This window comes from Actinorectispora metalli (assembly GCF_056323685.1).
Genome location: NZ_JBREYE010000001.1, coordinates 4,171,153 through 4,195,998, shown reverse-complemented (window position 1 = coordinate 4,195,998; position 24,846 = coordinate 4,171,153). Strand labels below are relative to the sequence as shown.

At 68.1% G+C, this 24,846-nt stretch carries 17 protein-coding genes and 1 pseudogene; 12 read left to right on the top strand and 6 right to left on the bottom strand.

Features of this window, described 5'->3' with window-relative positions:
- The first annotated feature begins 348 nt into the window (after positions 1-348).
- From ACU6XJ_RS19710 to ACU6XJ_RS19675, 8 genes are all read left to right on the top strand, one after another.
- Positions 349-1,587: a thiolase family protein gene (locus tag ACU6XJ_RS19710; protein WP_476313518.1), complete on the top strand. Its 1,239-nt coding sequence runs from the start codon at positions 349-351 to the stop codon at positions 1,585-1,587.
- The gene (locus ACU6XJ_RS19705; RefSeq protein ID WP_476313516.1) at positions 1,584-3,686 is read left to right on the top strand and encodes a 3-hydroxyacyl-CoA dehydrogenase NAD-binding domain-containing protein; all 2,103 of its coding nucleotides are present in this window, start codon (positions 1,584-1,586) and stop codon (positions 3,684-3,686) included. The genes ACU6XJ_RS19710 and ACU6XJ_RS19705 overlap by 4 nt, the downstream gene beginning before the upstream one ends.
- A gap of 126 nt (positions 3,687-3,812) precedes the next feature.
- Complete coding sequence (locus ACU6XJ_RS19700; protein ID WP_476313515.1) at positions 3,813-5,921, top strand: catalase; 2,109 nt, start codon at positions 3,813-3,815, stop codon at positions 5,919-5,921.
- Between the two features lie 250 nt (positions 5,922-6,171).
- Positions 6,172-9,930 carry an nSTAND1 domain-containing NTPase gene (locus tag ACU6XJ_RS19695; protein WP_476313513.1) on the top strand — a complete coding sequence of 1,253 codons (3,759 nt, stop codon included), beginning with the start codon at positions 6,172-6,174 and terminating at the stop codon, positions 9,928-9,930.
- A 533-nt stretch (positions 9,931-10,463) separates the two neighbouring features.
- A complete protein-coding gene (locus tag ACU6XJ_RS19690) occupies positions 10,464-11,336 on the top strand; it encodes a geranyl diphosphate 2-C-methyltransferase (RefSeq protein ID WP_476314104.1) in 873 nt (290 codons plus the stop codon).
- A gap of 25 nt (positions 11,337-11,361) precedes the next feature.
- A complete protein-coding gene (locus ACU6XJ_RS19685) occupies positions 11,362-12,525 on the top strand; it encodes a family 2 encapsulin nanocompartment cargo protein terpene cyclase (RefSeq protein WP_476313511.1) in 1,164 nt (387 codons plus the stop codon).
- Positions 12,526-13,012: 487 nt separating this feature from the next.
- Positions 13,013-13,984: a helix-turn-helix domain-containing protein gene (locus ACU6XJ_RS19680; RefSeq protein WP_476313509.1), complete on the top strand. Its 972-nt coding sequence runs from the start codon at positions 13,013-13,015 to the stop codon at positions 13,982-13,984.
- The gene (locus ACU6XJ_RS19675) at positions 13,926-14,126 is read left to right on the top strand and encodes a DUF397 domain-containing protein (protein WP_476313507.1); all 201 of its coding nucleotides are present in this window, start codon (positions 13,926-13,928) and stop codon (positions 14,124-14,126) included. Before ACU6XJ_RS19680 ends, ACU6XJ_RS19675 begins: the two co-directional genes overlap by 59 nt.
- On the opposite strand, the gene ACU6XJ_RS19670 is transcribed toward ACU6XJ_RS19675, so the two are convergent.
- Positions 14,096-14,713 carry a carbonic anhydrase family protein gene (locus tag ACU6XJ_RS19670; RefSeq protein ID WP_476313505.1) on the bottom strand — a complete coding sequence of 206 codons (618 nt, stop codon included), beginning with the start codon at positions 14,711-14,713 and terminating at the stop codon, positions 14,096-14,098. The genes ACU6XJ_RS19675 and ACU6XJ_RS19670 overlap by 31 nt on opposite strands.
- A 90-nt stretch (positions 14,714-14,803) precedes the next feature.
- On the opposite strand from ACU6XJ_RS19670, the gene ACU6XJ_RS19665 reads away from it, so the two are divergent.
- Complete coding sequence (locus tag ACU6XJ_RS19665; RefSeq protein WP_476313503.1) at positions 14,804-15,649, top strand: DUF72 domain-containing protein; 846 nt, start codon at positions 14,804-14,806, stop codon at positions 15,647-15,649.
- Here the strand turns inward: ACU6XJ_RS19665 and ACU6XJ_RS19660 are convergent.
- Positions 15,570-16,433, bottom strand: coding sequence for a hypothetical protein (locus ACU6XJ_RS19660; RefSeq protein ID WP_476313502.1), 864 nt, complete (start codon positions 16,431-16,433; stop codon positions 15,570-15,572). The genes ACU6XJ_RS19665 and ACU6XJ_RS19660 overlap by 80 nt on opposite strands.
- A 1,621-nt stretch (positions 16,434-18,054) precedes the next feature.
- Here ACU6XJ_RS19660 and ACU6XJ_RS19655 point away from each other — a divergent pair.
- On the top strand, positions 18,055-18,390 hold the full coding sequence (locus tag ACU6XJ_RS19655) for a MerR family transcriptional regulator (RefSeq protein ID WP_476313500.1): 336 nt from the start codon (positions 18,055-18,057) through the stop codon (positions 18,388-18,390).
- Between the two features lie 28 nt (positions 18,391-18,418).
- Here ACU6XJ_RS19655 and ACU6XJ_RS19650 read toward each other — a convergent pair whose 3' ends face one another.
- The 3 genes from ACU6XJ_RS19650 to ACU6XJ_RS19640 all read right to left on the bottom strand — a co-directional run bounded on the left by ACU6XJ_RS19650 (position 18,419) and on the right by ACU6XJ_RS19640 (position 20,633).
- Positions 18,419-19,552, bottom strand: coding sequence for a HAMP domain-containing sensor histidine kinase (locus ACU6XJ_RS19650; protein ID WP_476313498.1), 1,134 nt, complete (start codon positions 19,550-19,552; stop codon positions 18,419-18,421).
- A complete protein-coding gene (locus ACU6XJ_RS19645) occupies positions 19,549-20,220 on the bottom strand; it encodes a response regulator transcription factor (RefSeq protein ID WP_476313496.1) in 672 nt (223 codons plus the stop codon). Before ACU6XJ_RS19645 ends, ACU6XJ_RS19650 begins: the two co-directional genes overlap by 4 nt.
- A gap of 224 nt (positions 20,221-20,444) precedes the next feature.
- Complete coding sequence (locus ACU6XJ_RS19640) at positions 20,445-20,633, bottom strand: hypothetical protein (RefSeq protein WP_476313494.1); 189 nt, start codon at positions 20,631-20,633, stop codon at positions 20,445-20,447.
- A 174-nt stretch (positions 20,634-20,807) separates the two neighbouring features.
- On the opposite strand from ACU6XJ_RS19640, the pseudogene ACU6XJ_RS19635 reads away from it, so the two are divergent.
- Together ACU6XJ_RS19635 and ACU6XJ_RS19630 are read left to right on the top strand one after the other, a co-directional pair.
- Positions 20,808-21,149: pseudogene (locus ACU6XJ_RS19635) on the top strand (hypothetical protein); the annotation flags it as partial.
- Positions 21,150-22,368: 1,219 nt separating this feature from the next.
- Positions 22,369-22,545 (top strand): hypothetical protein, encoded by a 177-nt coding sequence (locus ACU6XJ_RS19630; RefSeq protein WP_476313492.1) that lies wholly within the window; start codon positions 22,369-22,371, stop codon positions 22,543-22,545.
- On the opposite strand, the gene secA2 is transcribed toward ACU6XJ_RS19630, so the two are convergent.
- Positions 22,542-24,815 (bottom strand): accessory Sec system translocase SecA2, encoded by a 2,274-nt coding sequence (gene secA2 / locus ACU6XJ_RS19625; RefSeq protein ID WP_476313490.1) that lies wholly within the window; start codon positions 24,813-24,815, stop codon positions 22,542-22,544. The genes ACU6XJ_RS19630 and secA2 overlap by 4 nt on opposite strands.
- Positions 24,816-24,846: the final 31 nt, after the last annotated feature.

Below are 24,846 nucleotides of genomic sequence, written 5' to 3'. Positions count from 1 at the left end.
CAGGGGTTCGGAGCGGCCGAACTTTTGTCAAAGTAGCATAGTACTAAGCACCATAGAAAGACGTGTCACGCTTGCCCGTCGGCAATTTATTCACTTGCCCACGTGAACAATGTGAAACAACGGAACGCGAATTCGGCGCCCTACGCCGAAGGGATCTTGACACCGATTCGACCGGCCCTCGATCGAACGCATGGCTCCATCAGGGGCGCGGGCGACTTGCCCGATCGGGTGTGGAACGGGCTACATCGCCGCGCGGATGTTACTAAGCGGTAGCTAAGATGGACTCCGCGCCGAGCGACCGGTTTGTCCGGGGCTCGGGCCGATCAGCTGATACCGGGAGGATCTTCCATGGCCGCACCAGCAGCGCCCGCACCCGGCGCAGCCGCGTCACGGCAGGGCGTTCGGAACGTGGTCTTCGTCGACGGGGTGCGCACCCCGTTCGGCAAGGCCGGTCCGAAGGGCATCTACGCCGAGACGCGCGCCGACGACCTCATCGTCAAGGCCATCCGCGAACTGCTGCGGCGCCACCCCGAGCTTCCGCCCGAGCGCGTTGACGAGGTGGCCATCGCCGCCACCACCCAGATCGGCGACCAGGGCCTGACCATCGGCCGCACGGCCGCGCTGCTGGCGGGCCTGCCCCGCTCGGTTCCGGGCTACGCCATCGACCGCATGTGCGCGGGCGCGATGACCGCGGTGACCACCACCGCGGGCGGCATCGCGTTCGGCGCGTATGACATCGCCATCGCGGGCGGCGTCGAGCACATGGGCCGCCACCCGATGGGCGAGGGTGTCGACCCCAACCCGCGGTTCCTGGCCGACAAGCTGGTGGACCCCTCGGCGCTGGTCATGGGCCAGACCGCGGAGAACCTGCACGACCGGTTCCCGGAGATCACCAAGCAGCGCGCGGACGCCTTCGCGGTCGCCTCGCAGGCCAAGTTCGACGCCGCCGTCCAAACCGGCAAGATCGGCGCCACGCTGGTGCCGGTCGCCACGCGCTCCGCCGAGCACGGCTGGGGCTTCGCCGCCACCGACGAGCCGCCGCGGCCGGGCACCACCGAGGACGACCTCCAGAAGCTGAAGACGCCGTTCCGTCCGCACGGGAGGGTCACGGCGGGCAACGCGGCCGGTCTGAACGACGGCGCGACGGCCTGCATCCTCGCCGAGGAGGAGACCGCCGCCGAGCTGGGACTGCCGGTGGGTATGCGGCTGGTCGCCTACTCGTTCGCGGGCGTCGACCCCGAGGTGATGGGCGTCGGACCGGTGCCCGCCACCGAGAAGGCACTGAAGCGCGCGGGCCTGTCCATCGAGGACATCGGACTGTTCGAGATCAACGAGGCGTTCGCCGTCCAGGTGCTGGCCTTCCTCGACCACTTCGGCATCGCCGACGACGACCCTCGGGTCAACCCGTGGGGCGGCGCGATCGCCTGCGGCCACCCGCTGGCCTCCTCCGGCGTCCGCCTGATGACCCAGCTGTCCCGCCACTTCGCCGAGCACCCCGAGGTCCGCTACGGCATCACCACCATGTGCATCGGTATCGGCATGGGCGGCACCGTGATCTGGGAGAACCCCCACTGGGAGGGCAAGTGAGCACCCTGGAAGCTCTCGCGGCCAAGCTGACCGACGAGGTCACCACCAAGGCCGTCACGCGGCTGGTCACCGTGCCCGGCCTGGACAAGCCGCTGGCACTGATCACGCTGGACAACGGGTTCGACCACACGCGGCCCAGCACGTTCGGCCCGAACGGTCTGCTGAGCCTGAACAACGCGCTGGACGAGGCGTTCAAGGCCGATCCGGCCGCGATCGCCGTCACCGGCAAGCCGTTCATCTTCGCGGTCGGCGCGGACCTGTCCGGCATCGGCGGGCAGCTCGGCCCGGAGGAGGCGCGCGTGATCGCGCAGGCGGGGCACGACGTGTTCCGCAGGCTCACCGAGTCCGAGGTGCCGACCTTCGCCTTCGTCAACGGCGCGGTGCTGGGCGGCGGCCTCGAGCTGGCGCTGTCCTGCCACTACCGCACCGTCGCGGCGAACGTGGCGATGGTGTCGTTCCCGGAGTGCTTCCTCGGCCTGTTCCCCGGCTGGGGTGGCACCCAGCTGCTGCCGAACCTGATCGGGCCGGACCCGGCCGTCACGGTGATCATCGAGAACGCCCTCAACCAGAACAAGATGCTCAGGCCGCAGCAGGCCACCGACCTGGGCATCTTCGACGTTCTGCTGGATTCCGCGGACTACCTCGAGCAGTCGGTGCTGTGGGCCACCAAGGTCCTCAACGGTGACATCACGGTGCCCCGCAAGGAGATCGACCGCGGCGAGGGCTGGGACGCGGCCATCGCGCGGGGCAAGGCCATCGCCGACGGCAAGACCAAGGGCGCGTCGCCGGGTGTGTACAAGGCGCTGGAGCTGCTGGACCTGGCCCGCAACAACGATCTCGACGCCGGGTACGCCGCGGAGACCGACGCGCTGGCCGAGGTGCTGATGACCGATGAGCTGCGGGCGGGTCTGTACTCGTTCGAGCTGGTCAACAAGCGCGCCAAGCGGCCGGCGGGGGCGCCCGACAAGTCGCTGGCCCGGCCGGTGAACAAGGTCGGCATCGTGGGCGCGGGCCTGATGGCCAGCCAGCTCGCGCTGCTGTTCGTGCGCAGGCTGAAGGTGCCGGTGGTGCTCACCGACATCGACCAGGCCCGCGTGGACAAGGGCGTCGGCTACGTCCACACCGAGATCGACAAGCTGCTCGGCAAGAAGCGCGTGTCGCCCGATGAGGCGAACCGGCTCAAGGCGCTGGTCTCGGGCTCGCTGGACAAGGCGGCGTTCGCGGACGCCGACTTCGTGATCGAGGCCGTGTTCGAGGAGATGTCGGTCAAGCAGCAGGTGTTCGCGCAGGTCGAGGAGCACGTCCGCCCGGACGCGATCCTGGCCACCAACACCTCCTCGCTGTCGGTGACCGAGATGGCCTCGAAGCTGGCACACCCCGAGCGGGTGGTGGGCTTCCACTTCTTCAACCCGGTCGCGGTGCTGCCACTGCTGGAGATCGTGCGCGGCGACGCGACCGACGACGCCTCGCTGGCGACCGCGTTCGCGGTGGGCAAGGCGCTGAAGAAGAGCAGCGTGCTCGTCTCCGACGCACCCGCGTTCGTGGTGAACCGCCTGCTCACGCGCTTCCTCGGCGAGGTGCTCGGCTCCATCGACGACGGCACCCCGTTCGAGGTCGCCGACAAGGCCCTGGAGCCGCTCGGCCTGCCGATGAGCCCGCTGGTGCTGCTCCAGCTGGTCGGCCCCGCGGTGGCGCTGCACGTCGCCGAGACGATGCACGGCACGTTCCCGGACCGCTTCGGCGTCAGCGAGAACATGAAGAAGTTCGTGGCCGCGGGCAAGACCGCCGTCTACACCTGGGACGCCACCGGCAAGCCCACGGTGGACCCGGAGGTCGCCGCGCTGTGGACGCCGGGCGACAAGCCGCTGACCGAGGAGCAGGTCCGTGAGCGCGCGCTGCAGGCGCTGGCTCAGGAGATCGGCATCATGCTGGACGAGGGCGTGGTCGCGGACGCCCGCGACATCGACCTGTGCATGATTCTCGGCGCGGGCTGGCCGTTCTGGCTGGGCGGCATCACGCCGTACCTGGACCGCACCGGCATCTCCGAGCTGGTGAACGGCAAGCGGTTCCTGAAGTCGGGAGTCGCCAACGTCGCCTGACGTTCCCGCAGGTCAAACCAGTGAGTGGCAACCAGGGCCGCGGCCTCGGTTGCCACTCACTGGCGTTTGCCCTGGAGTGTGCGGGGTAGTCGCTGGAGGTCTGAATTCAGCGACAAGGGGGCGCTCGTGGCTGAGCACCGAACTGACGACAAGCACCAGCAGCTTGAGCAGGACCGCGTCGATCCCGATGGGACGTTTCTGACGACCCAACAGGGCGTGCGGGTCGACCACACGAACGACTCGCTGACCGCGGGGGAACGTGGGCCGACGCTGCTCGAGGACTTCCATATGCGTGAAAAGATCACGCATTTCGATCATGAGCGAATTCCCGAACGGGTGGTGCACGCCCGCGGGGCGGGCGCCTACGGGTTCTTCCAGGCCTACGACGACTGGCTGAGCGACTACACCGTCGCGGAATTCCTGACCAGCGGCGAGCAGATCCCGGTCTTCGTGCGGTTCTCCACGGTGGCGGGCTCACGCGGGTCGGCGGACACCGTGCGCGATGTGCGGGGGTTCGCGACCAAGTTCTACACCCGCCAGGGCAACTACGACCTGGTCGGCAACAACATGCCGGTGTTCTTCATCCAGGACGGCATCAAGTTCCCGGACTTCGTGCACGCGGTGAAACCGGAGCCGCACAACGAGATCCCGCAGGCGCAGTCGGCGCACGACACGTTCTGGGACTTCGTCTCGCTCCAGCCGGAAGCCATGCACATGGTGATGTGGCTGATGTCGGACCGGGCGCTGCCGCGCAGCTACCGGATGATGCAGGGCTTCGGCGTGCACACGTTCCGGCTGGTCAACGGGGCGGGCAAGGGCACGTTCGTGAAGTTCCACTGGACGCCGAAGCTGGGCATCCACTCGCTGGTGTGGGACGAGTGCCAGAAGATCGCGGGCAAGGACCCCGACTTCAACCGCCGCGACCTGTGGGACTGCATCGAGGCGGGCCTGTTCCCGGAGTGGGAACTGGGCGTGCAGTTGGTGGACGAGGCCGATGAGCACAGTTTCGACTTCGACCTGCTCGACGCCACCAAGATCATCCCCGAGGAGCAGGTGCCGGTGCGGCCGGTGGGCCGGATGGTGCTGGACCGCAACCCGGACAACTTCTTCGCCGAGACCGAGCAGATCGCGTTCCACACCGCCAACGTCGTGCCCGGCATCGACTTCACCAACGACCCGCTGCTCCAAGCCCGCAACTTCTCCTATCTGGACACCCAGCTGATCCGGTTGGGCGGCCCGAACTTCGCGCAGATCCCGGTCAACCGCCCCATCGCGGACGTGGCGCACAACCAGCGCGACGGCTTCAGCCAGCAGCGGATCTTCAAGGGCCGCGGCAGCTACTTCCCGAACTCCGTCGCGGGCGGCTGCCCGGCCATCGCCGCCGAGGGCGTGTTCGCGCATTACACGGAGAAGGTGGAGGGCCACAAGGTCCGCACCCGCAGCGAGAGCTTCAAGGACTTCTACAGCCAGGCCACGCTGTTCTGGAACAGCATGACGGCGCCGGAGCAGGAGCACATCGTCGCCGCGTTCCGCTTCGAGTTGGGCAAGTGCACGGTGCCCGAGATCCGCGCCCGCGCGATCGAGCAGATCAACCAGATCGACCACGGCCTCGCCCAGCAGGTCGCCGCCGGGATCGGCCTGGAGGCACCCGCCGAGGTGCTGCCCAACCACGGCCGAGGTTCACCCGCGTTGTCGCAGGTGCTGCGCTCGGCGGACAGCGGCGATATCGGCACCCGCCAGATCGCGGTGCTCGCCGCCGACGGAGTGGACACCATCGGCATCGAACGGCTGCGGGAGGCGCTGACCGCCAAGGGCGCCATCGTCGAGGTGCTGGCACCCACCGAGGGCTCGCTGCGCCCCGGCGGCGACGGCGACCCACTGGCGGTGGACCGCCAGCTCAACACGATGTCGTCGGTGCTCTACGACGCGATCGTGGTGCCCTGCGGCCCGGACAGCGCCGCCGCGCTGGCCGCGGACGGCTACGCGGTGCACTTCGTCGCCGAGGCCTACAAGCACCACAAGGCGGTCGCCGCGTTCGGTTCGGGCCTGGACGTCCTGCGCAAGGCGGGCGTCACCGCGGATTTGGCGGAGGACACCGGAATCGTGGTCTCGGACGGCGTGGTCTCCTCGAAGGCAGCGGAGAACTCCCTGCCGGATGACTTCTTCGACGCGTTCACCACCGAGTTGGCCAAGCACCGCGCCTGGTCCCGTCGCACCGACACCATTCCCGCCTGAGCCCGTCGTGTCGGGCGTGGCCCGTGCACACCCCTCATAGTGCACGGACCACGCCCGGGCCGGGCTGCGACCTGTCATTCCCTGCGGGGCGGAAATACGGCCCCAACAAGACGTGTAGTCCCTTGCGGGTTGTCTGGTGTCGGACGCTCTTGCCAGACAACCAACCGCCAGACAACCTGAGGCGGGGTTGGGCAAGGGGGTAGTCGCAATGCCGCGGCCAGAGCGTCGTTTGGACCCGGATGCTGATGTGGTGCAGCAGTTTGCGCATGACCTGCGCGAACTGCGGAAGGGGGCAGGCAATCCGGGGTATCGGCAGTTGGCCCGGGTCGCCCACTACTCCCCTGCGACGCTCGCCGCGGCGGCAGGCGGCCGGAAGCTGCCGAGCCTGGCCGTGACATTGGCCTACGTGCAGGCCTGCGGCGGGGACGAAGAATGGTGGGAGGCGAGATGGCGGCAGGCGACGCAGACGACGGACGCCACCCAGGCCTGGGAACCCGCCGAGGCACCCTATGTCGGGCTGGCGGCGTTCCAAACCGGTGACGCCGACCTGTTCTTCGGCCGCGACGCCCTGATCGCCGAGTTGCGCGACCAGGTTCGGCAGCGGCGTTTCGTCGGCGTGTTCGGGGCGTCGGGCTCCGGGAAGTCCTCGCTGCTCCGGGCAGGCCTGGTCGGCGGATCCACCGACCAGGCGGTGGTGTTCACACCGGGATCGCGGCCCATCGAGGAAACCGCGGTCCAGTTCGCCGCGACCGTCAATGGATCGGCCTCGTCCTGGTTGGCCGACCTCGACGCGGACCCGGCCAACCTGAACCTGCGGATCAGGCAGGCCATGGTCGGCGCGGACGGTGACGTGCTCGTGGTGGTCGACCAGTTCGAGGAAGTCTTCACGCTGTGCGCCGAGGAGGAACGGGTCAGGTTCATCCAGGCGCTGGCCACCGCGGCCCACTCGGACAACAGCCGCGCGCGGATCGTGCTCGGCGTGCGCACCGACTTCTACGGCCACTGCGCGCAGCACCCCGAACTCGTCCAGGCACTGCGCGGCGGTCACGTTCTCATCAGTCCGATGACAGCCGACGAACTGCGGGAAGCAATCACCGGCCCGGCGACCCAGACCGGTCACACCGTGGAGACGGCGTTGGTCGCCCGGCTGATGGCCGACGCCGCGGGGGAGCCCGCGGTCCTGCCGCTGATCTCCCATGCTCTGTTGGAAACCTGGCGGCGCAGGCACGGCGTCACCCTCACCCTGACCGGTTACGAGGCGGCAGGCGGTATTCAGCGTGCGGTGGCGCAGACCGCGGAACAGGTCTTCGGCGCCCTCAACGACAGGCAGCAGAAGCTGGCCCGCCAGATCTTCATCCGGCTGACCGCGCTCGGCGAGGGCACCGAGGACACCAAACGCCGGATCAGCACCCGAGAGGTCGATGACGATCCGGACTTCGCCACGGTGCTCGACCGGCTCACCCAGGCCCGGCTGCTGGTGGCCGACGGCGATGGCATCGAGATGATCCACGAGGCCCTGATCCGCTCCTGGCCCCGGCTTCGCGGCTGGCTGTCCGAGGACCGCGACGGGCTGCGCATCCACCGCCATCTCACCGAGGCCGCCGCGGCCTGGGAGGCGCTCAGCCGGGACGCGGGAGCGCTGTACCGGGGAACCCGGCTGGCCCGCGCCCACGAGTGGACCACCACGCGAGACGTGTCGCTGACCGCACGGGAACGCGAGTTCCTGGGTGCGAGCCTGCGCGCTCGCGACGACGAGCAGACCAGGACCCGGAAGCGGACCCGGCGGCTTCGCCAGCTGGTCGCCGCGGTCGTGGTGTTCGCGCTGCTGGCCGTGTTCACGGCGGCCTTCGCCCTGCGGCAGCGCGACGACGCGATCTTCCGACAGGTGGTGGCCGAGGCCGACCGCCTGCGCGAGACCGATCCGTCGCTGTCGGCCGTGTTGACGCTGGTGGCACACCGAATACGCCCGGATGACAAGAACATCCACACTCGGCTGCTGTCGACCCGGAACTCGCCTCTTGCCACGCCGCTGACCGGGCACCGCGGCGCCGTGTACCTGACCACGTTCAGTCCCGACGGCCGCACGCTCGCGACCGCCAGTGAGGACAACACCGTTCGGCTGTGGGACGTCCGCGAACCGACTCGGCCGCAGCCCCTCGGCGAGCCGCTCACCGGACACACCGGCTGGGCCAGCTCCGCGGTGTTCAGCCCCGACGGACGCACGCTGGCCGCAGGCGGCCAGGACGGCACCGTCCATCTGTGGGATGTGACCGATCCGGCCCGGCCCGTCAGCCTGGGCGCCCCGCTGAACTCCCACGACGGCTCCATCTACCTGGTCGCGTTCAGCCCGGACGGCCGCACCCTGGCCACCGCCAACGACAATCACACCGTCCGACTGTGGAACTTCGCCGACCCCGCGCGCCCCACCCCGCTGAAGACGCCGCTGGCCGGGCACACCGGCCCGGTGCGGACGCTGGCCTTCAGTCCGGACGGCCGCAGGATGGCATCGGGAAGCGACGACGGCACCGCCCGGCTGTGGAACGTCAGCGAGCCCGCGCGGCCGCAGCCGCTGTTCACACTGGCAGGCCACGGGTTGCTGGTGCACTCGGTGGCGTTCAGCCCGGACGGCCGCACCCTGGCCACCGGCAGCCACGACACCACGGTCCGGCTGTGGAACGCCGCCGACGGCGCCCCCATCGGCCTGCCGCTGGACGCCCACACCGACTCCGTCTGGTCGGTGATGTTCAACCCGCAGGGCAACATCCTCGCGTCGGGCGCCGTCGACGGCACGGCGCGGCTCTGGAATGTGTCCGACCCCGCCAAGGCGGCGCCGCTCGAGCCGCCCATGCACGGCCACGGGGACCTGTTCGCCGTGGGGTTCAGCCCCGACGGGCGCACCCTGGCCACCGGCAGCTCCGACAACACGGTCCGGCTCTGGTCGCTGCCCAGCGCGGTCCTGGTAGGCCACAGCTCGGCCGTTAATTCGGTGGCGTTCAGCCGGGACGGGCGCCTGGCGGCGACCGCCGCCAACGACAACACCGTGCGGCTGTGGGACGTGGCCGATCGGGCACGTCCCGCGCCGCTGGGCCGGATCCCGGCAACACCCGATGAGTTCAGCTCCTGTAGCGCATGCAAGACCTATGTGCAGTTCAGTCCGGACGGCCGCACGATCGCGATGCTGCGCTACGCCAAACTGGTCGAGCTGTGGAACATCGCCGATCCGGCCAGGCCCACGCTGTCCTCGCCCACCCTGACGCTCAAGACCCGGCACAGCTCGGCGATGTCGATGAGCCTCGACGGCAACCTCCTCGCGAGCGGACACGAGGACAACACCACGCAGCTGTGGAACGTCGCCGACCCGGCGCGACCGGTGCAGGCGGCCCGACTCGCCGGGCACAGCAAGTACATCAACTCCGTGGCTTTCCGCCCTGCCTCCCGCATCCTCGCCACCGCGAGCAGTGATCTGACCATCCGGCTGTGGGATGCCGCGGACCCCGGCAATCCCCGTTCCCTGGGTCAACTGGACGGGCACACCGCCGGGTTGCATTCGCTGGCCTTCAGCTCCGACGGCCGAATACTGGCCAGTGCGAGCGCCGACCAGACGGTCCGGCTGTGGGACACCACCGATCCGGCCCGGCCGGGTCCGCTGGCGGGTCCGCTTGTCGGACACAGCAAGTCCGTCTCCAGCGTGGTGTTCGGCCCCGATGGCCGAACCCTCGCCAGCGCGAGCACGGATCAGACCATTCGGCTGTGGGACACCACCGATCCCGGTCGCCCCGTCCCCCTCGGCCAGCCCATCTCCGCCTTCGGTGGAGGCGGATATGCCCTGGCGTTCAGCCCCGACGGCGGTTTCCTTGCCTCGGCCGATGGGGCAGGCGCGGTGCGTCTGCTCGATCTCAGCGTTGATCACGCCATCCAGCGAATCTGCGCCACCACGCACGGCGAGCTCTCCGCCGAGGAACACGACCGGCACCTGCCGGGCCTGCCCAACCAGTCCCCCTGCGCCTGACCACCGGCGTACGTTTTCGTCAGCACGCTCCCGGCACTGACGCGCTCCGGGTCCACAAGCCGATCGACCGACGGACAGAAAGATCCGAATTCACTCTAGGCATCTTTAATTTGCCGCGGGGATTTGGTATCGACGGTTGCCGCGAATGTTTATCAGAGCCTGAATCAGTGGGCTCGTCGGGTTCTCGATTGATCGTTCGCCCGTCCGGGGTTTCTCGCTGTCACTCGTCGGAACACCCGTTCGTGCGGGAGCCCGCCCTGTTCGGGGGATCGTCAGCGCCGGCAGGAGCTGCGACGCTCGGTTGCGAAACGGGCACGGATGGTGTTGATCGAAAGTCGAGACCGTGTCTTTGTCAATTCGTGTGCACGCGCCGTAGGCGAGCGCGGCATGCGAATTCCCGGCGAATTGAGCGTGTTCCCACTGCGGAGGGTGCTGCCTCGAAATGGTCAGTTCCCAGTGGCTCCTGCACATGGCGCGTCCGTGCAGATGTCCGCGGTGGGGCTGAACGATAGAGAGGAACCACCCCCGTGACGATGGCTCCATCCAACCCCGGCAAGGTCTCCACCCCCGGCAAGGTCCTGCGCAGCGACTACCAGCGGTCCGTCGCCTCGTACTGGAACAACGAGAAGAATCCGGTCAACCTGCGCCTGGGCGACGTCGACGGCCTGTACCACCACCACTATGGGATCGGCGAGGTCGACTGGTCCGTGGTGGAGGGCCCCGAGGAGACGCGTGAGGCGCGGATCATCGCCGAGATGCACCGCTTGGAGACGGCGCAGGCCGAGGTGCTGCTCGACCACCTCGGCGACGTCGGGCCGGATGACAGGCTGCTTGACGCCGGGTGCGGGCGTGGCGGCAGCAGCATCATGGCCAACCTGCGTTTCGGCTGCCAGGTGGACGGGGTGTCGATCTCGGAGCAGCAGGTGGAGTTCGCCAATAAGCAGGCGGCGCTGCGCGGGGTGTCCGACAAGGTGCGTTATCACTTCCGGAATATGCTGGACACCGGTTTCGAGACGGGTGCGTTCCGGGGGATCTGGAACAACGAGAGCACGATGTACGTGGATCTGTTCGAGCTGTTCGCCGAGCATTCCCGCCAGCTGGAAGTCGGTGGCCGCTACGTCACCATCACGGGCTGCTACAACGATGTGACCGGCGGCAGGTCCAAGGCCGTCAGCCAGATCGACCAGCACTACACGTGCAACATCCACCCGCGCAGCGAGTATTTTCGGGCGATGGCGGCCAATAACCTGGTGCCGATCAGCGTCGTCGATCTGACGGCGGACACGATCCCGTACTGGGAACTGCGGGCCAAGTCGTCGGTGGCCACCGGGGTCGAGGAGCCGTTCCTCACCGCGTATCGAGAGGGCAGCTTCCATTACCTGTTGATCGCCGCGGACCGCGTCTGACCACGAACATCCAGGGGCTGAAGCGATGACCGACACTGCCGATATCGAATCGAACGGCGCGGCGACGACTCTCCTGACCGGGCCCACCGGCCTGGGAACCTCGGCGGCGCGCATCGTTGCCCGGCTCGTCCAAGCCCAAGAGGAGACGCAGGCTCCTGTCGACCCGGTTGAGGTCGCGGAGGACCCGGCGTATGCGGAGCGGCCGTGGGGCGACGGCAGCGCCCCACCGCTGTACTGCCCGATCACCGAGCGGATCAACGACCCGCTGGCCGACGAGGTGGACGAGCGGTTGGCCGCGTGGGCCGGGGAGTGCGGGTTCGAGGAGGAGGAACAGGAGCAACTCCGCAAGACCAGGTTCGGGCGCTTGGTCATGCTGGCGCACCCGGACTGCGACGACCCGGACCGGCTGTTGATCTCGGCGAAGTTGAACGCCGCGTGGTGGGCCGCGGACGACCTCTATGCGGATGACACCGCGCTCGGGGCGGTGCCGGAGTTGCTGCCCGCTCGTCTCATGCTGGCCATGGTCGCGATGGACCCGGTGCCGCCCGCGGGTGAGTTCACCCCGGAACTCGATGAGGCGATCGACAGCGACCGCGTCCAGGTCGCGTTGAAGACCGCTGTCGAGTATTTGTCGCAGTACGCGACGCCCGCTCAGGTGCAGCGGATCTGCTACTCCACGTTCGCGATGTTCGTGAGCTGGAACACCTACGCCGCCTGGAAGCACACCGAGGTGGAACCGCCCGCGTGGGAATACCTCGCCGCGCGGCAGCACGACAGTTTCTATACGTCCATGACGCTGATCGATGTGCTCGGCGGCTATGAGGTCCCGGCGAATGTCTACTACGAGCGCCGCGTCCGGCACGCGGCGATCAGGGCGGGCACGGCGTCGGTTTTGGTGAACGATCTGCACTCGGTGGCCAAGGACCTGGCGGACGACAATCCGCCGCACAACATGGTCCTTCAGATCGCCGCCGACCGGGGCTGTTCGGTTCAGGAGGCCACCGAGGTCACGGTCAATCTGCACAACAGTTTGGTCCGTGACTTCCAAACCGATCATCGCGAGCTACAAGCGGTGCCGTCGTTGGAGCTTCAACGGTTCATGAAGGGACTGCGCGCCTGGATGGGCGGCGGCTTTGAATGGCACTCCACCAGTCCCCGCTACAAGACCAAGGCGGCGGCTGCGGAGTAACTTGCGCTGTTGGCAGGGCCGGTCGCCTCGTTTGGCGGTCGGCCCTGTCTTGTTGTGTGGGAGTGGAACGGCGGCTGCCGGTGGGTGAGAGTGCTTTGGAGAAGCCCCCACCGGCAGCCGCCTGCGGTCAGCTACTCGGGATTGTGCTGACCGCGTTTGGGGAGCGGGCCATCCGGACGGGAAGAACGGCCAAGCTGATCTCGCCACGCAGCGAGCAGTCGCTTGATTTGCACACTCCGCAATTCCCGATCGGGTCAAGTGGGTGGTGTCGGAGACTTGCCCTGATGGCGGCGATCAGACGGTGCGTTTCCGATCGCGCGAGGCGGGCGGTCTCCTCGTCGGGGGACTCTTGGATGCCCAGCAGCACCATTGTCAGGTGACGCCTCAGTTGCCCATCCAACGCTGCGGCTGACACATCCATCGGACACCTCCACTCGTTCTCGCTCCTTGACCAGTAAGTTAGGGAGGATTGCCGGGATTACCAACCATGCAGCCGAACGCATTGCGTTTGTCTGCCCGCTTTGCAGACTCTGCAAAAGGAGCACCCGCTGTGAAGCCGTGCGTGAACTACCGCTGTGTCGGTCTAATCCTCGAACATCTACGGACCGAGGCGGGCCTCACTTTGGAGCAGGTGGGCAAGCAACTCGGGGTCTCTGGAGCGACAGTCTCCAGGATGGAGAACGGAATACGGCCGGTCACGGTGGCTGAGACGGGATCCATACTGACCACCATCGGAGTCACAGGTGAGCTCTATGATCTAGTAGTGGCGATGGCGTGCGGGGAGGTCTCGCATGGTGTTCTCGAACCTCGGCAGTGGCCGCTTTCCATCTCGTTGTACTCGAAATTCGAGGCTTCGGCCGCAAAGATCACCAACGTCGAGCCCGTGTTCGTTGCCGGACTGGCTCAGACCGCGAGCTATGCTCAAGCGGCCTTCACCGCAAATCTAATCAGCCCATCGGACGAAGAAATCCATGACAGGGTCACCGCACGGATGAATCGGCAACTCATCCTCAAGCGACGGCGCCCACCAATTCTTCACCTGATCACGCCAGAGTACGCGCTACGGCGCCCACTCGGCGGGCACCAGACAATGGCTGATCAGGTTCGCCACCTTGCGACCCTCGCTCGCAAGCCGAACGTCACGGTTCAGGTCATCCCCAATGAGGTTGTGGACCATCCAGGTCTGGATGGTGGCTTCGTTCTGCTGGAGTTCGATCGCCAACGCTCGATGGTAGCTGTGGAAAACCGCTCGATCATGGTGTTTGTCGACGACGATCAGACAGTCGCTCGCTATAGGCTGATCGCGGAGAAGCTAACCGAGGTCGCGTCTGGCGGCAGTCGTTCCATCGAGCTCATGGAGTCCGTCGCACGCGATCACGACCGAGAGTGGGTACGGATCGATGGGCGACCTGCCAGTCTGGCGAAAAAGCAGTCGCAGCGCAGAGAACCTCTGCGTTGAGGTCGGCTTCGCATCCGACGCTGTTCGCGTGCGGGATTCGAAGAATCCGGATGGCGACCAGATCCGCGTTTCGCGCTCCGCGTTCCGCGCGTTTCTGGCCGCCGCCGCTGGCTACCGCTCGTCAAACGAGGCCAGCAGATAGCGCCGGTTGCGGCGCTGTGGGTTGCGGGCGGGGTTGGCCAACTCCTCGATGAGCTTGGCCAACTCGCCCCGGCCCACCTGGAGCGGGTTGCGCATGATCACCCAGCTCACGATCTCCTCGAATCCCCCCGTGGTCAGGGAGCCTTCGTAGCGGTAGAACTCGTTCGTTCCCGACGGCAGGAAGCTCACTGGGTTGATCACCGCTTCCTGCTCACTCGACCGGGTCATGCGCTCGCGCCCGAACCCGTTCTCACCGTGGCCGTCCGCCAGGTCCAGGAACACGCCCACCACGCAGGCCTGAAGGCCGTCAGTGGCCGCGACGTGCACGGCGTGCATCTCGATGCCCTGCTGCTGGCCGTCGATCCAGTGCTCGCTGGGGCGGTGAAAATGGATGTTCGCCAGCCGGTAGAACGTGCCGCCAAGCCACAAGCCCTGGTGCGGCGCGGTGAACACCAGGTGCGGGCCTGCCCCCGTGTTCTCGACCTCGACCCGCTGCGGAGCGTCCTTCCACTCGATCTCCAGCGTGTCCGCCAGAAACGGCGCGTGGACGGCCCCCGACAAATTGATCGGCGATTGCTGAGACAGCATGATGAATCCCCCATATGAAGCAGCCACGCCCCCCGCGTGGCCGATGGCTCCATGGTGCCGTAATCCCGCGGCTGCGGCACGATATCGAAGGTGTGTTCCGAGCGACGTGTCCTGGTCGGCACCTCGGGCTGGCTCTACCCGCCGTGGCGAGGCACCTTCTACCCCAAGGGCCTCCCGCACCGCCGCGAACTCAACTACCTCGCCTCCCGCATGGGGACCGTCGAAATCAACGGCTCCTTCTATTCCCTTCAGCGACCCGAGTCCTACCAGCGCTGGCGTGAGGAGACCCCGCCCGACTTCGTCTTCGCCGTCAAAGGCGGCCGCTTCATCACCCACATGAAAAAACTTCGCGATGTGGAGACCCCGCTCGCGAACTTCTTCGCCTCCGGAATGCTCGCACTCGGCGACAAGCTCGGCCCGTTCCTCTGGCAACTGCCACCGAACCTGGCCTTCGACCCCGACAAGCTCGCCGCCTTCTTCGACCTGCTCCCCCGCACGACCAGCGCCGCCGCCGAACTGGCCCTTCACCACGACCACCGCCTCGACGGCCGCGCCTTCACCACCACCGACGCCGAACGCCCACTGCGTCACTGCCTGGAGTTCCGGCACCCGAGCTTCTGCGTCCCCGAATTCACCCAGCTACTACGCGAACACGACATCGCGCTGGTCATCGCCGACACCGCGAAGACGTTCCCCTACCTCGAAGACGTCACCGCCGACTTCGTCTACATCAGACTGCACGGCGACGTGGAGCTGTACACCAGCGGCTACTCCCCCGAAGCCCTGGACAGCTGGGCCGAGAAGATCCGCCGCTGGCGCACCGAACGCGACGTCTACGTCTACTTCGACAACGACGCTAAAGTGATGGCACCGGTGGACGCGATCTCGCTGGCTCAACGCCTCGGATGCTTTGACGGAACGCCAGCGCAGCCCTGATCGCGATCGACAGCCACAACACCACGAACGCCGCGGCCAGCAGCATCTGCGGAGTAGCCGCCAACACCGAACCACCGTTGTAGGTCTGCCAGGCGATCGCCAGGCACGCGCCGATCCACGCCGCGCCCGCCACGTGCACCGCACGCCGCGACACCGAGGTCGCCACGCCCGCCAAGCCCAGCAGCAACGCCACCACCGGCACCGTCTGCAACCCGTGGAACCCGAAGGCGTGCAGCGGCAACAGGTTGCCGTCCGGACCGATGTGCGGCCCGCCCCCGATCGACATCCACACGCCGACACCCAACGCGAGCAGCGTGGCCAGACACGCGTACCGAATCGCCAGCCGCATCGCGGGATCGCGCACCGCCAGCCGCCTGCTGAACACCAGTCGCACCGCGATGATCAGGAAGAACACGATCAACAACACCGCGACCAACCCGAAGTACGCCGCGACCGTCTTGTCGAACTCCGGCCGATTCTTGCTGAACCGCGGATCGAACCCCCGCAGCACTTCGACGGTCTCGCCAAAGTACGAATAGGCGACCATCACAACCATCGGCCACCGCCACAGCGCCTTCGACACCCGCCCCCAGCCGGTGGCCATCAGGAACAACCCCAGGTTGATCAGGTAGACGCCGAGCGCGAGGTCGAAGGTGCCCGCCTTGAACAGGCTCCCCTCCGGCGGCACCATCGCCCCGTTCACCGCCGAATACCCCAGCAGCACCACGCCGAGCGCGACCCCGAACAACCCCAGGCTGATCATCGTCGGCTCGGCCCGAAACACCGACCTCACCATCTCCCCCACCCGCGGCCGACGCGCGACAGCAGAAGCCGACACAACAGCAACCATGTCCCCTACCCCAGTTGAATCCCCAGTAACGGCGACCCCCGCCGCATGTGGAAGTTACCCCGAATCACCTGGGAAAACAGCCCTTGACCTGAACCGGGATACCTGGCCCAGCCCCCATGGTGGTGCCAGCTACACCCCGCCCTTTCACCCAATTCCGCGACCCCGCAGCAGCCCATACCACAACTCGGCTTCGACTCGATTCGGCGAAGCGAGGCGCCCCGATTCGGTGCAGGTACCTCGTTAACGTCTCGTCGTCCATGCACACGGCCTGCGACCTCAACCTGGGTACAGGTCAAGGTCGGATCGAGCAACCGGCGGCGCTCCGCTGGGTTGCTCGATCCGAGCCACTGAAACTCTCAGCACACGGACAGGGGGCTCACCTCAGCGCGACTGCGCTCAACCCCGTGTCCCGCACTCCCGAACGTGCGGCGGGTTGTCAAAGCCCGACCGGTGTGCCCAACCCCAGAACCACCCGTACTGCGCCGAGTACCACTGGTCACTCCCCCCGACGTGCGCGCCTCTCTCCCAGCAGGAGAGCAGCATCTCCTCACCGGGATCACAGTGTGCGATCAGCTCCGATTGAGGCGACTTGCCGTCACGCAGATTTGCGCCCGAGGGAGACCCACACGTGGCCTGCACCCACTGAGCCGTCACCCCCTCCGAGGCCTGCGCCGCAACCGGCAGCCCCACAACCACACCCGCGGCCAGCATGACGGCCGCCGCGGTCCCGACGAATCCCTTGTTCCACATGACAGTGACCACTCCTCCCATGGGCACCCTGTGCCCCCATGGGGAAAGCCTGCCGCCGCGCCGCGGGCGAAACCTCCGCTGCAGGTAGCAGCGTCCTCCCCCGCCAGAGGGAGACCCGGCGCCGCGATCTCAGAAAATCTATGGTGGCTGGAGTAGACATCCTGGCGTCGATGTGTGTACTGTTCTCCACATACCAACAGAGACAAAGTCCAGCAGGCGCGGGAGATGATGGAACTACCCGCGAGTTGAGACGAGGTCAGGCAGTCCTGAGCCGATCGGTAGAAGGGGCTTCGACTGGTGGCCGGCAGTACCGGGATGTGTCGCGCGCTGTTCGACGCCGCGACGGTCCCCACGAGGTAACGCAAGACGCGGGTGGAGTCGTGGCACCCGTGAGAAGTTGAAGTCAGTCGCAGTACGAAGTTCCGCCAGTAAGACGGGCAGGCGGCCGAGCCGAACAGCGTGTCGGCCCCCTGCCCGGCGACATCAGGCGTGCTGGGACCGATCAGGACAAGGGGTTCCGGCAGTTGATGGTCGCGGTAGAAGGTAAGTGGAAATCCCAGGAGAGAAGGGAAGGGTCACATCATTGGATCGCCCGCCGAGGCTGTGTTTCGCCGGGCGGGTACCGCAGTCCCATCAGATTGGAAGGTGGTTCTCGGTTACGCATAAGCGATCCCCGCAGGGTCTGCCTCTCAGGCGGACGCGGGTACGGAAAGCCGGTCTCGCGACCGGTTGACAGTGATGAAACCCAAACCCATGGGGCCCCGGTGCGTGTCCGCGCCGGGGCCCCTCGTGATGTGGAGGCGCGATGATCCCTGACCCCCGTGAGACGGCCGCGGCTGATGTCGGCTCGGTCGGCAAGTTCGATGATGAGCACTACCCCGCCTACACCATGGGCCGGGCCGCCGAAATGCTCGGCACCACCGCGGGATTCCTGCGCAGCCTGGACGAGGCGAAGCTGATCGAGCCGCAGCGCTCTCCCGGTGGACACCGCCGCTACTCCCGCTACCAACTGCGCCTGGCCGCCCGCGTCAGGAAACTCGTCGACGAGGGCGCGGGTCTCAACGCCGCATGCCGCATCGTCACCCTGGAGAACCAGCTACAGGAAGCCCAGCGGCGCAACATCGAGCAAACCAAGGACTGACCCCGCAGGCACGACGTCGCACGGTGGATCAGGGAGCGGCGGGCAGCTCCACCGTGACGGAAAGGCCGCCATCGGGGACGGGTTCGGCCCAGACTCGGCCGACGTGGGCGGCCACCGCTGCTCGGACGATGGAGAGGCCCAGGCCGGTGCCGGTGCGGCTGGTTCGGTCGGCGGCGCCTCGACGGAAAGGCTCGAAGAGTTCGGCGACTCGCTCCGGGGGGATCACGCCGCCGCTGGAAGCCACCCGCAGTACGGTCCACTGTGGACCAGCGGACGTGCTGACGGTGACCCAGCCGTTGTCGACGTTGTGGCGGACCGCGTTCTCCAGGAGGTTACCCGCGACGCGTTCGAGTAGGGCCGGGTCGCCGACGACCAGGGCGGCCGAGGTGTCGAACTGGACGCTCAGGGAGCGGCGGGCGGCTTCGGCGGAGACGTCGCGCCAGGCGTTGCAGACGACGACCGCCAAGTCGGTTGGCTCGCGGCTGGACAGGCCGACCCCGTCGGTCCTCGCCAGTACCAGCAGGGCCTCGACCAGGCGTTCGGCGCGCAGAGTCGCGTCGCGGACGACCGCGGCCATCCGGCGGTACTCCGCCTCGTCGGCCTGCGGGTCGGCGAGGGTGACGTCGAGTTCGGTGAGGACCACCGACAGCGGGGTGCGGAGTTCGTGGCTGGCGTTGGCGACGAAGCGGCGCTGCGATTCGAACGCGGACTGGAGACGGTCCAGCATGGAGTCGAAGGTGTCGGCCAGCTCGACCACCTCGTCGCGGGGGCCCGAGAGCTTGATGCGTTCGGCCATGGATTCCGCGGACAGTCTGCGGGCGGTTGTGGTGACCTCGTGCAGGGGGCGGAGCACGCGGCCGGTGAGCACCCAGGCCAGGATGCCCGCGGCGAGCACCACGCAGAGGAAGGCGAAGGTGCCGGTGCGCAGGACTTCCTCGCGGGCGTTGTCGCGGAGGACGGCGCCGAGTTGGGACGCGTCGACCTCGACGTTGCCCACGCGGATGCGGGTGCCCGCCGGGAGTTGGGGCACCGCGCCGACCACCTGCCCTGCCAGCAGCCAGCCCAGCCACAGCAGCACGGCGCTCACCCCCGCGGCGAGGCCGGTGGCCAGCAGCGTCAGTCGGGTTCGCAGGCCCAGCCCGCGGCGGTTGACGCGATTCACGCGCTGCGGGCCGCTGGCACGCGGTAACCGGCACCGACCACGGTGTCGATGATGCCGGGGTCACCCAGCTTCTTGCGCAAGGTCATGACGGTGACGCGGACCGTGGTGGTGAAGGGGTCGGCGTTCTCGTCCCACACGCGTTCCAGCAGTTCCTCGCTGGAGACCACCGCGCCGCCTGCGGACAACAGCACCTCCAGCACGCCGAACTCCTTGCGGGTGAGGTCCACCGGGCGGCCCGCTCGGCTGACGGTGCGCTTGGCGGGGTCGAGCACCACGTCCTCGGCGACCAGCACCGGCGGCGCGGCGGGCGTGGCGCGGCGGCCCAGCGCCCGCACCCTGGCCACCAGTTCCGGGAAGGCGAAGGGCTTGGCCAGGTAGTCGTCGGCGCCCAGGGACAGACCCTCCACGCGGTCGTGCACGGTGCCACTCGCGGTGAGCATCAGCACCCTGGTCAGCGCGCCGGACTTGACGATCTCCTGGCAGAGGTCGTCACCGGACATGCCGGGCAGATCGCGGTCGAGCACCACCACGTCGTACCGGGTGACCGTGGTCTTCTCATGGCCGGAGTCACCGTCAAAGGCGACATCCACCGCCATACCTTCCCTGCGCAGCCCCCGCGCGATGGCCTCGGCCAGGGGCTGCTCGTCCTCAACGACCAGAATCCGCACGCAACCACCGTGCCACAGCTCCGACCAGAGTGGACTATCAACCCTGGATAACGGATGCCTCTCGGTGGCCACCCCGACACGGCGGGCTACGCGATACTCCGCCCATGACCGAGGGGAGAGGACGGCAGCTCACACTCGCGCTGCTGTCGGGGGCGGTCGCGCTGACGCTGATGATCGTGGCCAACATCGCCACAAGCCAGGTTCCGGCCTGGCTCACGCCGCACCTATGGCTGGCCTGGCCCGCGTTCGGGGTGCTGGGCGCGGTGTCGCTGGTGCTCACGTTCCTCGCGCTGCGGCGGCGGTCCTGGCACCAGCCGGGTGTGGCGCCGGTGTACGAGACGGCCAACCGCGAACGCGCTCTGAAGCTGATCGGCGGCCAGGTCCGGCAGGCCTTGGACCAGCGGCTCGATCACGCGCTCCGGATACGGCTGCGGCTCACCGCCGATCCCACGGCTGTCGAGGTGCCACGGGATCTGATCGTCGTGGACGGCGACCCGCAGACCTCCTCCGACGACATCGGCGAGCTGTTCAACGCGTTCGACTCGAACCTGCTGCTGCTCGGCGATCCGGGCGCGGGCAAATCCACCATGCTGCTGGAGCTAGGCAGGCGACTGCTCGACCGGGCCTCGGAGCCAGGGCAGCCGATTCCGGTGCTGCTCAGCCTGGGAAATTGGCGGGGCGGCCCGTTGGCGGAGTGGATCACACGTGAGATCGGGCAGCGGTACGACATCGCGGGCGTGGTCGTCCGGCACTGGTGGGATCGGCGGGAGTTCCTGCTGCTCCTGGACGGGCTGGACGAAGTCCCCGAGAACGACCGCGCCGAATGCGCCCGAGCGATCAACAACCTGCACCGCGCCCACGGCCTGCTGCCCATGGCCGTCACCTGCCGGACCGCGGACTACGCCGCCCTTCGCGACAAGCTGCGGCTGCGCGGTGCGGTGCGGATTCGGCCCATCACCCGGGAACAGGTCGAGAGCTACCTGGAGAAGGCGGGGCTGGATGAACTGCGGGCGGAGATGGACGCCGATTCGAGCCTGGCGGAGGTGATCAACTCCCCGCTGATGCTCAACATCGCCCTGGTCACCCGACACGACGGCGCCGCGGAGCGGAACCGGCTCGCCGTGGACCACGACAATTGGCGCAGCAAGGGCTGGACGTCGGGGCAGCGACCCCGGCTGATCGGCAGCTACGTGGACACGATGCTGCGATACCGGGCCAGCGAACGGTACGACGAGGCCCGGTCGCTGCGCTGGCTGGTCACGGTGGCCCGCTCCACCGGTTATGCGAGCGAGGTGCAGCGCGGCTGGTCCGGCTGGGCGCAAGAACTGCCATCGCGGATCTACCGGCCGCTGCTGAACACGATGCTGCCCACGGCCCTCGGCTGCACCATCGCGCTCGGGCTCGTGTCTCCGCTGGCTCAGCGTCACGGCCTGCTCGTCGCGATACCAGCAGGCCTGATCACGCTGGGCAGCTATGCGTACGTGCTCCACCGCGACGAACTCGACACGAGCGGGCCGCTGTTCGGAGGGCGGCTGGTGCACGGGCTGGTCGCGCTCGGCGGGGTGGTCGCCGGTGTGCTGCTCGGGACGGCATTCGGCATGGCGGCGCGGGCTTTGGTCGACGCGGTCGCGAGCGACGTGGCAGGCCTGCCGTGGTGGGTATCGGGCGCGGCGCTGGCGGTGGTCGCCGCGCTCGCGCTCGGCGGGCCGATCCTCGACGAGGATTTCCTTGCGCTCGACCTCGGCGCCGAAGACCTCATAACTCAGCTCATTGGCGGGGCGTTGGTTCTGGTGTTGAGCAGCGCGCTGATCCTGGGCACTCTCGGCAGCCATCGCGAAGCGGCCGGTCCGTTGGCGGTCGCGGTCCTGGCAGGGCTGGCCTGCGGGCTGAGCTGCGGGTCCACCGTGATCACACTGTTGGATACGCATGGCTGGGCCGCGAGAGCACCGTTCCTCCCCGCCTGGCTGCTCGCTATCGTGCCCTCGATACCGGTGCTGATCGACAGTGTGGGTTCCACACCCGGCCAGACCTGGGCCACGATCGCGTTCGCCCTGGCGGGCGCGTTCTTCGGCGCCGCCGCCGGCTTCCTGATCGGCGCCGCGCTGACCACAGAGGCGGGGGAAGTGTTCCCCCATCGGGCCCGCCGACGTGCTCACCCGCCTCGCGTTGGGGTGTACCGGGTTTCTGCCGTGGCGGCTGCGGCGGTTCCTCGACCACGCCGCGGACAAGGTGCTGATCCGCAAGGTCGGTCGGCGCTACGAATTCCAGCACCTGCTGATTCGCGACTACATCGCGGCCCTCGACCAGGACCGGCCTCTGCGTTAGCGGCGGCGCTTCTTGCCGAAGACCGTCTTCCAGGTGCGTTCGAAGTCGCTGCCGAACGGGTTGTCGTGCACCAGGTACGTCCATGTCGACGTGGGGCGCTTGAGGCCCGCCAGGTCCTCGTCCAAGCCCTCGCGGGTGATCACCGCGGTCTGGAAGGTCTTGGTGACGCGCTCGTCCAACAACTCCGGCAGGCGCTTGAAGGCCGGGATGGCGGCGCGGTGGAACTCGTCCAGCGGGTTGTTCCTGCTCAGGGCGTGCAGGTGGATGCTTTCGCGGAGGTCGGCCAGGTAGGCAAGGTGCTCGGCCCAGCAGTCGTCCAGGTGGTACAGGGTGATCACGCGGGCCGCCTTGGCCAGTACCTCGCGGTCGACCTCGGTCAGCTCGGTGAACCGGTCGGGGCAGTTCTGCTCCAGGCGCTCCAGGGCCAGGTCGGTGCGCAGCAGTTCCTCGCGCTCCTTGTCCAGCAGGGCGCGCTGGTGCTCGATCAGCTTCGTGTAGCGCCAGGTGTTCTTGTGGATCTCCGCCAGCACGCCCTCGGACACCCGCTGGGCGTGGTCCACGACGTAGGTGGGCTTGCCCTTGGTGATGCGGCCGTCCTCATCCGCCTCCGGCACTTGCTCGTCGGGGGCGTGGCGGCGGATCAACTCGTCCTCGAAGCTCGAGAAGAACACCGAGCGGCCGGGGTCGCCCTGGCGGCCCGACCTGCCGCGAAGCTGATTGTCCAGGCGGCTGTTCTCGTGGCGGCCGGTGCCGATCACGCAGAGGCCGCCGGTCGCGACCACGCGGTCGCGGTCCGATTCGTCCGAGCCGCCAAGGCGGATGTCGGTGCCGCGGCCCGCCATCTGGGTGGACACGGTGACCGCGCCGTAGGTGCCCGCCTCGGCGATGATCGCGGCTTCCTCGGCGTCGTTGCGCGCGTTGAGGACCGTGGCCTCGATGCCCCTGGCGGCCAGCTTCTCGGCGAGTGCCTCCGATTCGGCGACGTCGTGGGTGCCGATCAGGATGGGCTGGCCGGTGGCGTGGGTCTCGGCGATGAAGTCCAGGATCGCCGTCTCCTTGGCCGCCGCGGTGGCGTACACGCGGTCGGGCTCGTCCACACGCACGCACGGGCGGTGCGGCGGGATCTCGGAGACCTCGCGGGAGTAGAAGCCGCGGAAGGAGTCGGCGGCTGCCAGCGCCGTTCCGGTCATGCCGCACATCAGCGGGTAGCGGCTGACCAGGGCCTGCACGGTGATGCTGTCCAGCACCTCGCCGGTCTCGCTGTGCGGCAGGTCCTCCTTGGCCTCGACCGCGGCCTGGAGGCCGTCGGGCCAGCGCTGGAGGCGGGCGACGCGGCCGCGGGACTCGTTGATCAGGTGCACCTTGTCGTCGCGGACGATGTAGTGCACGTCCTTGCGCAGCAGCGCCTGGGCATGCAGGGCGACGTTGACCTGAGTGAGGGTGCTGCCGACGTGCTCGGCGTCGTAGAGGTTGATGCCGCCCAGGGCGCGCTCGACGGCGCGGGCGCCCGCGTCGGTGAGGTAGATGTTGCGCTGGTCGGCGTCGGTTCGGTAGTGCACGCTCGGCTTCAGGGTGCGGACGATCTCGGTGACCTTGCGGGCCGGGCGCGGAGCGACGATGGCGCCTGCCAGCACCAGCGGCACGCGGGCCTCGTCGACCAGCACCGAGTCGGCCTCGTCCACCAGCACCACGTCGGGGGCGGGGCTGACGAGCTCGTCCACCGAGGTGGCCAAGCGGTCGCGGAGCAGGTCGAACCCGATCTCACTCACGGCGGCGTAGGTGACGCCCGCGGCGTAGGCCTGGCGACGCTCCTCCGGGGTGGAGTCCTGGCCGATCCAGGCGACCGTGACGCCCATGGCCGCGTAGAAGGGGCCCATCCACTCGGCGTCGCGGCGGGCCAGGTAGTCGTTGACGGACATGACGTGCACGTGTCTGCCGCGGCGGGCGAAGGCGGCGGCGGCCAGTGCGCCCGCGAGCGTCTTGCCCTCGCCGGTGGCCTGTTCCACCACATCGCCTGCCAGCAGGCGGGAGGCGCATAACAACTGCACATCGAAAGGACGCAGGCCCAGGGCGCGGTCGGCGGCCTCGCGGGCCAGCGACAGGTACTCGGACTCGTTCTCCGGATCGAGTGTCTCGATCGCGGCGGCGAGTCGCTCGTCGGTCAGGCCGCTGCGGTCGGCCAGAGCGGCGACAAGCGCTTCCGACCGGGCATAGTCGCGTCCCGCGGAGCCGCGCAACAGGCGCCAGAACCCGTCCAGCAAGCGTGCCATCGCGACTCCTCTTCGTCGGGCCCGAAGTATC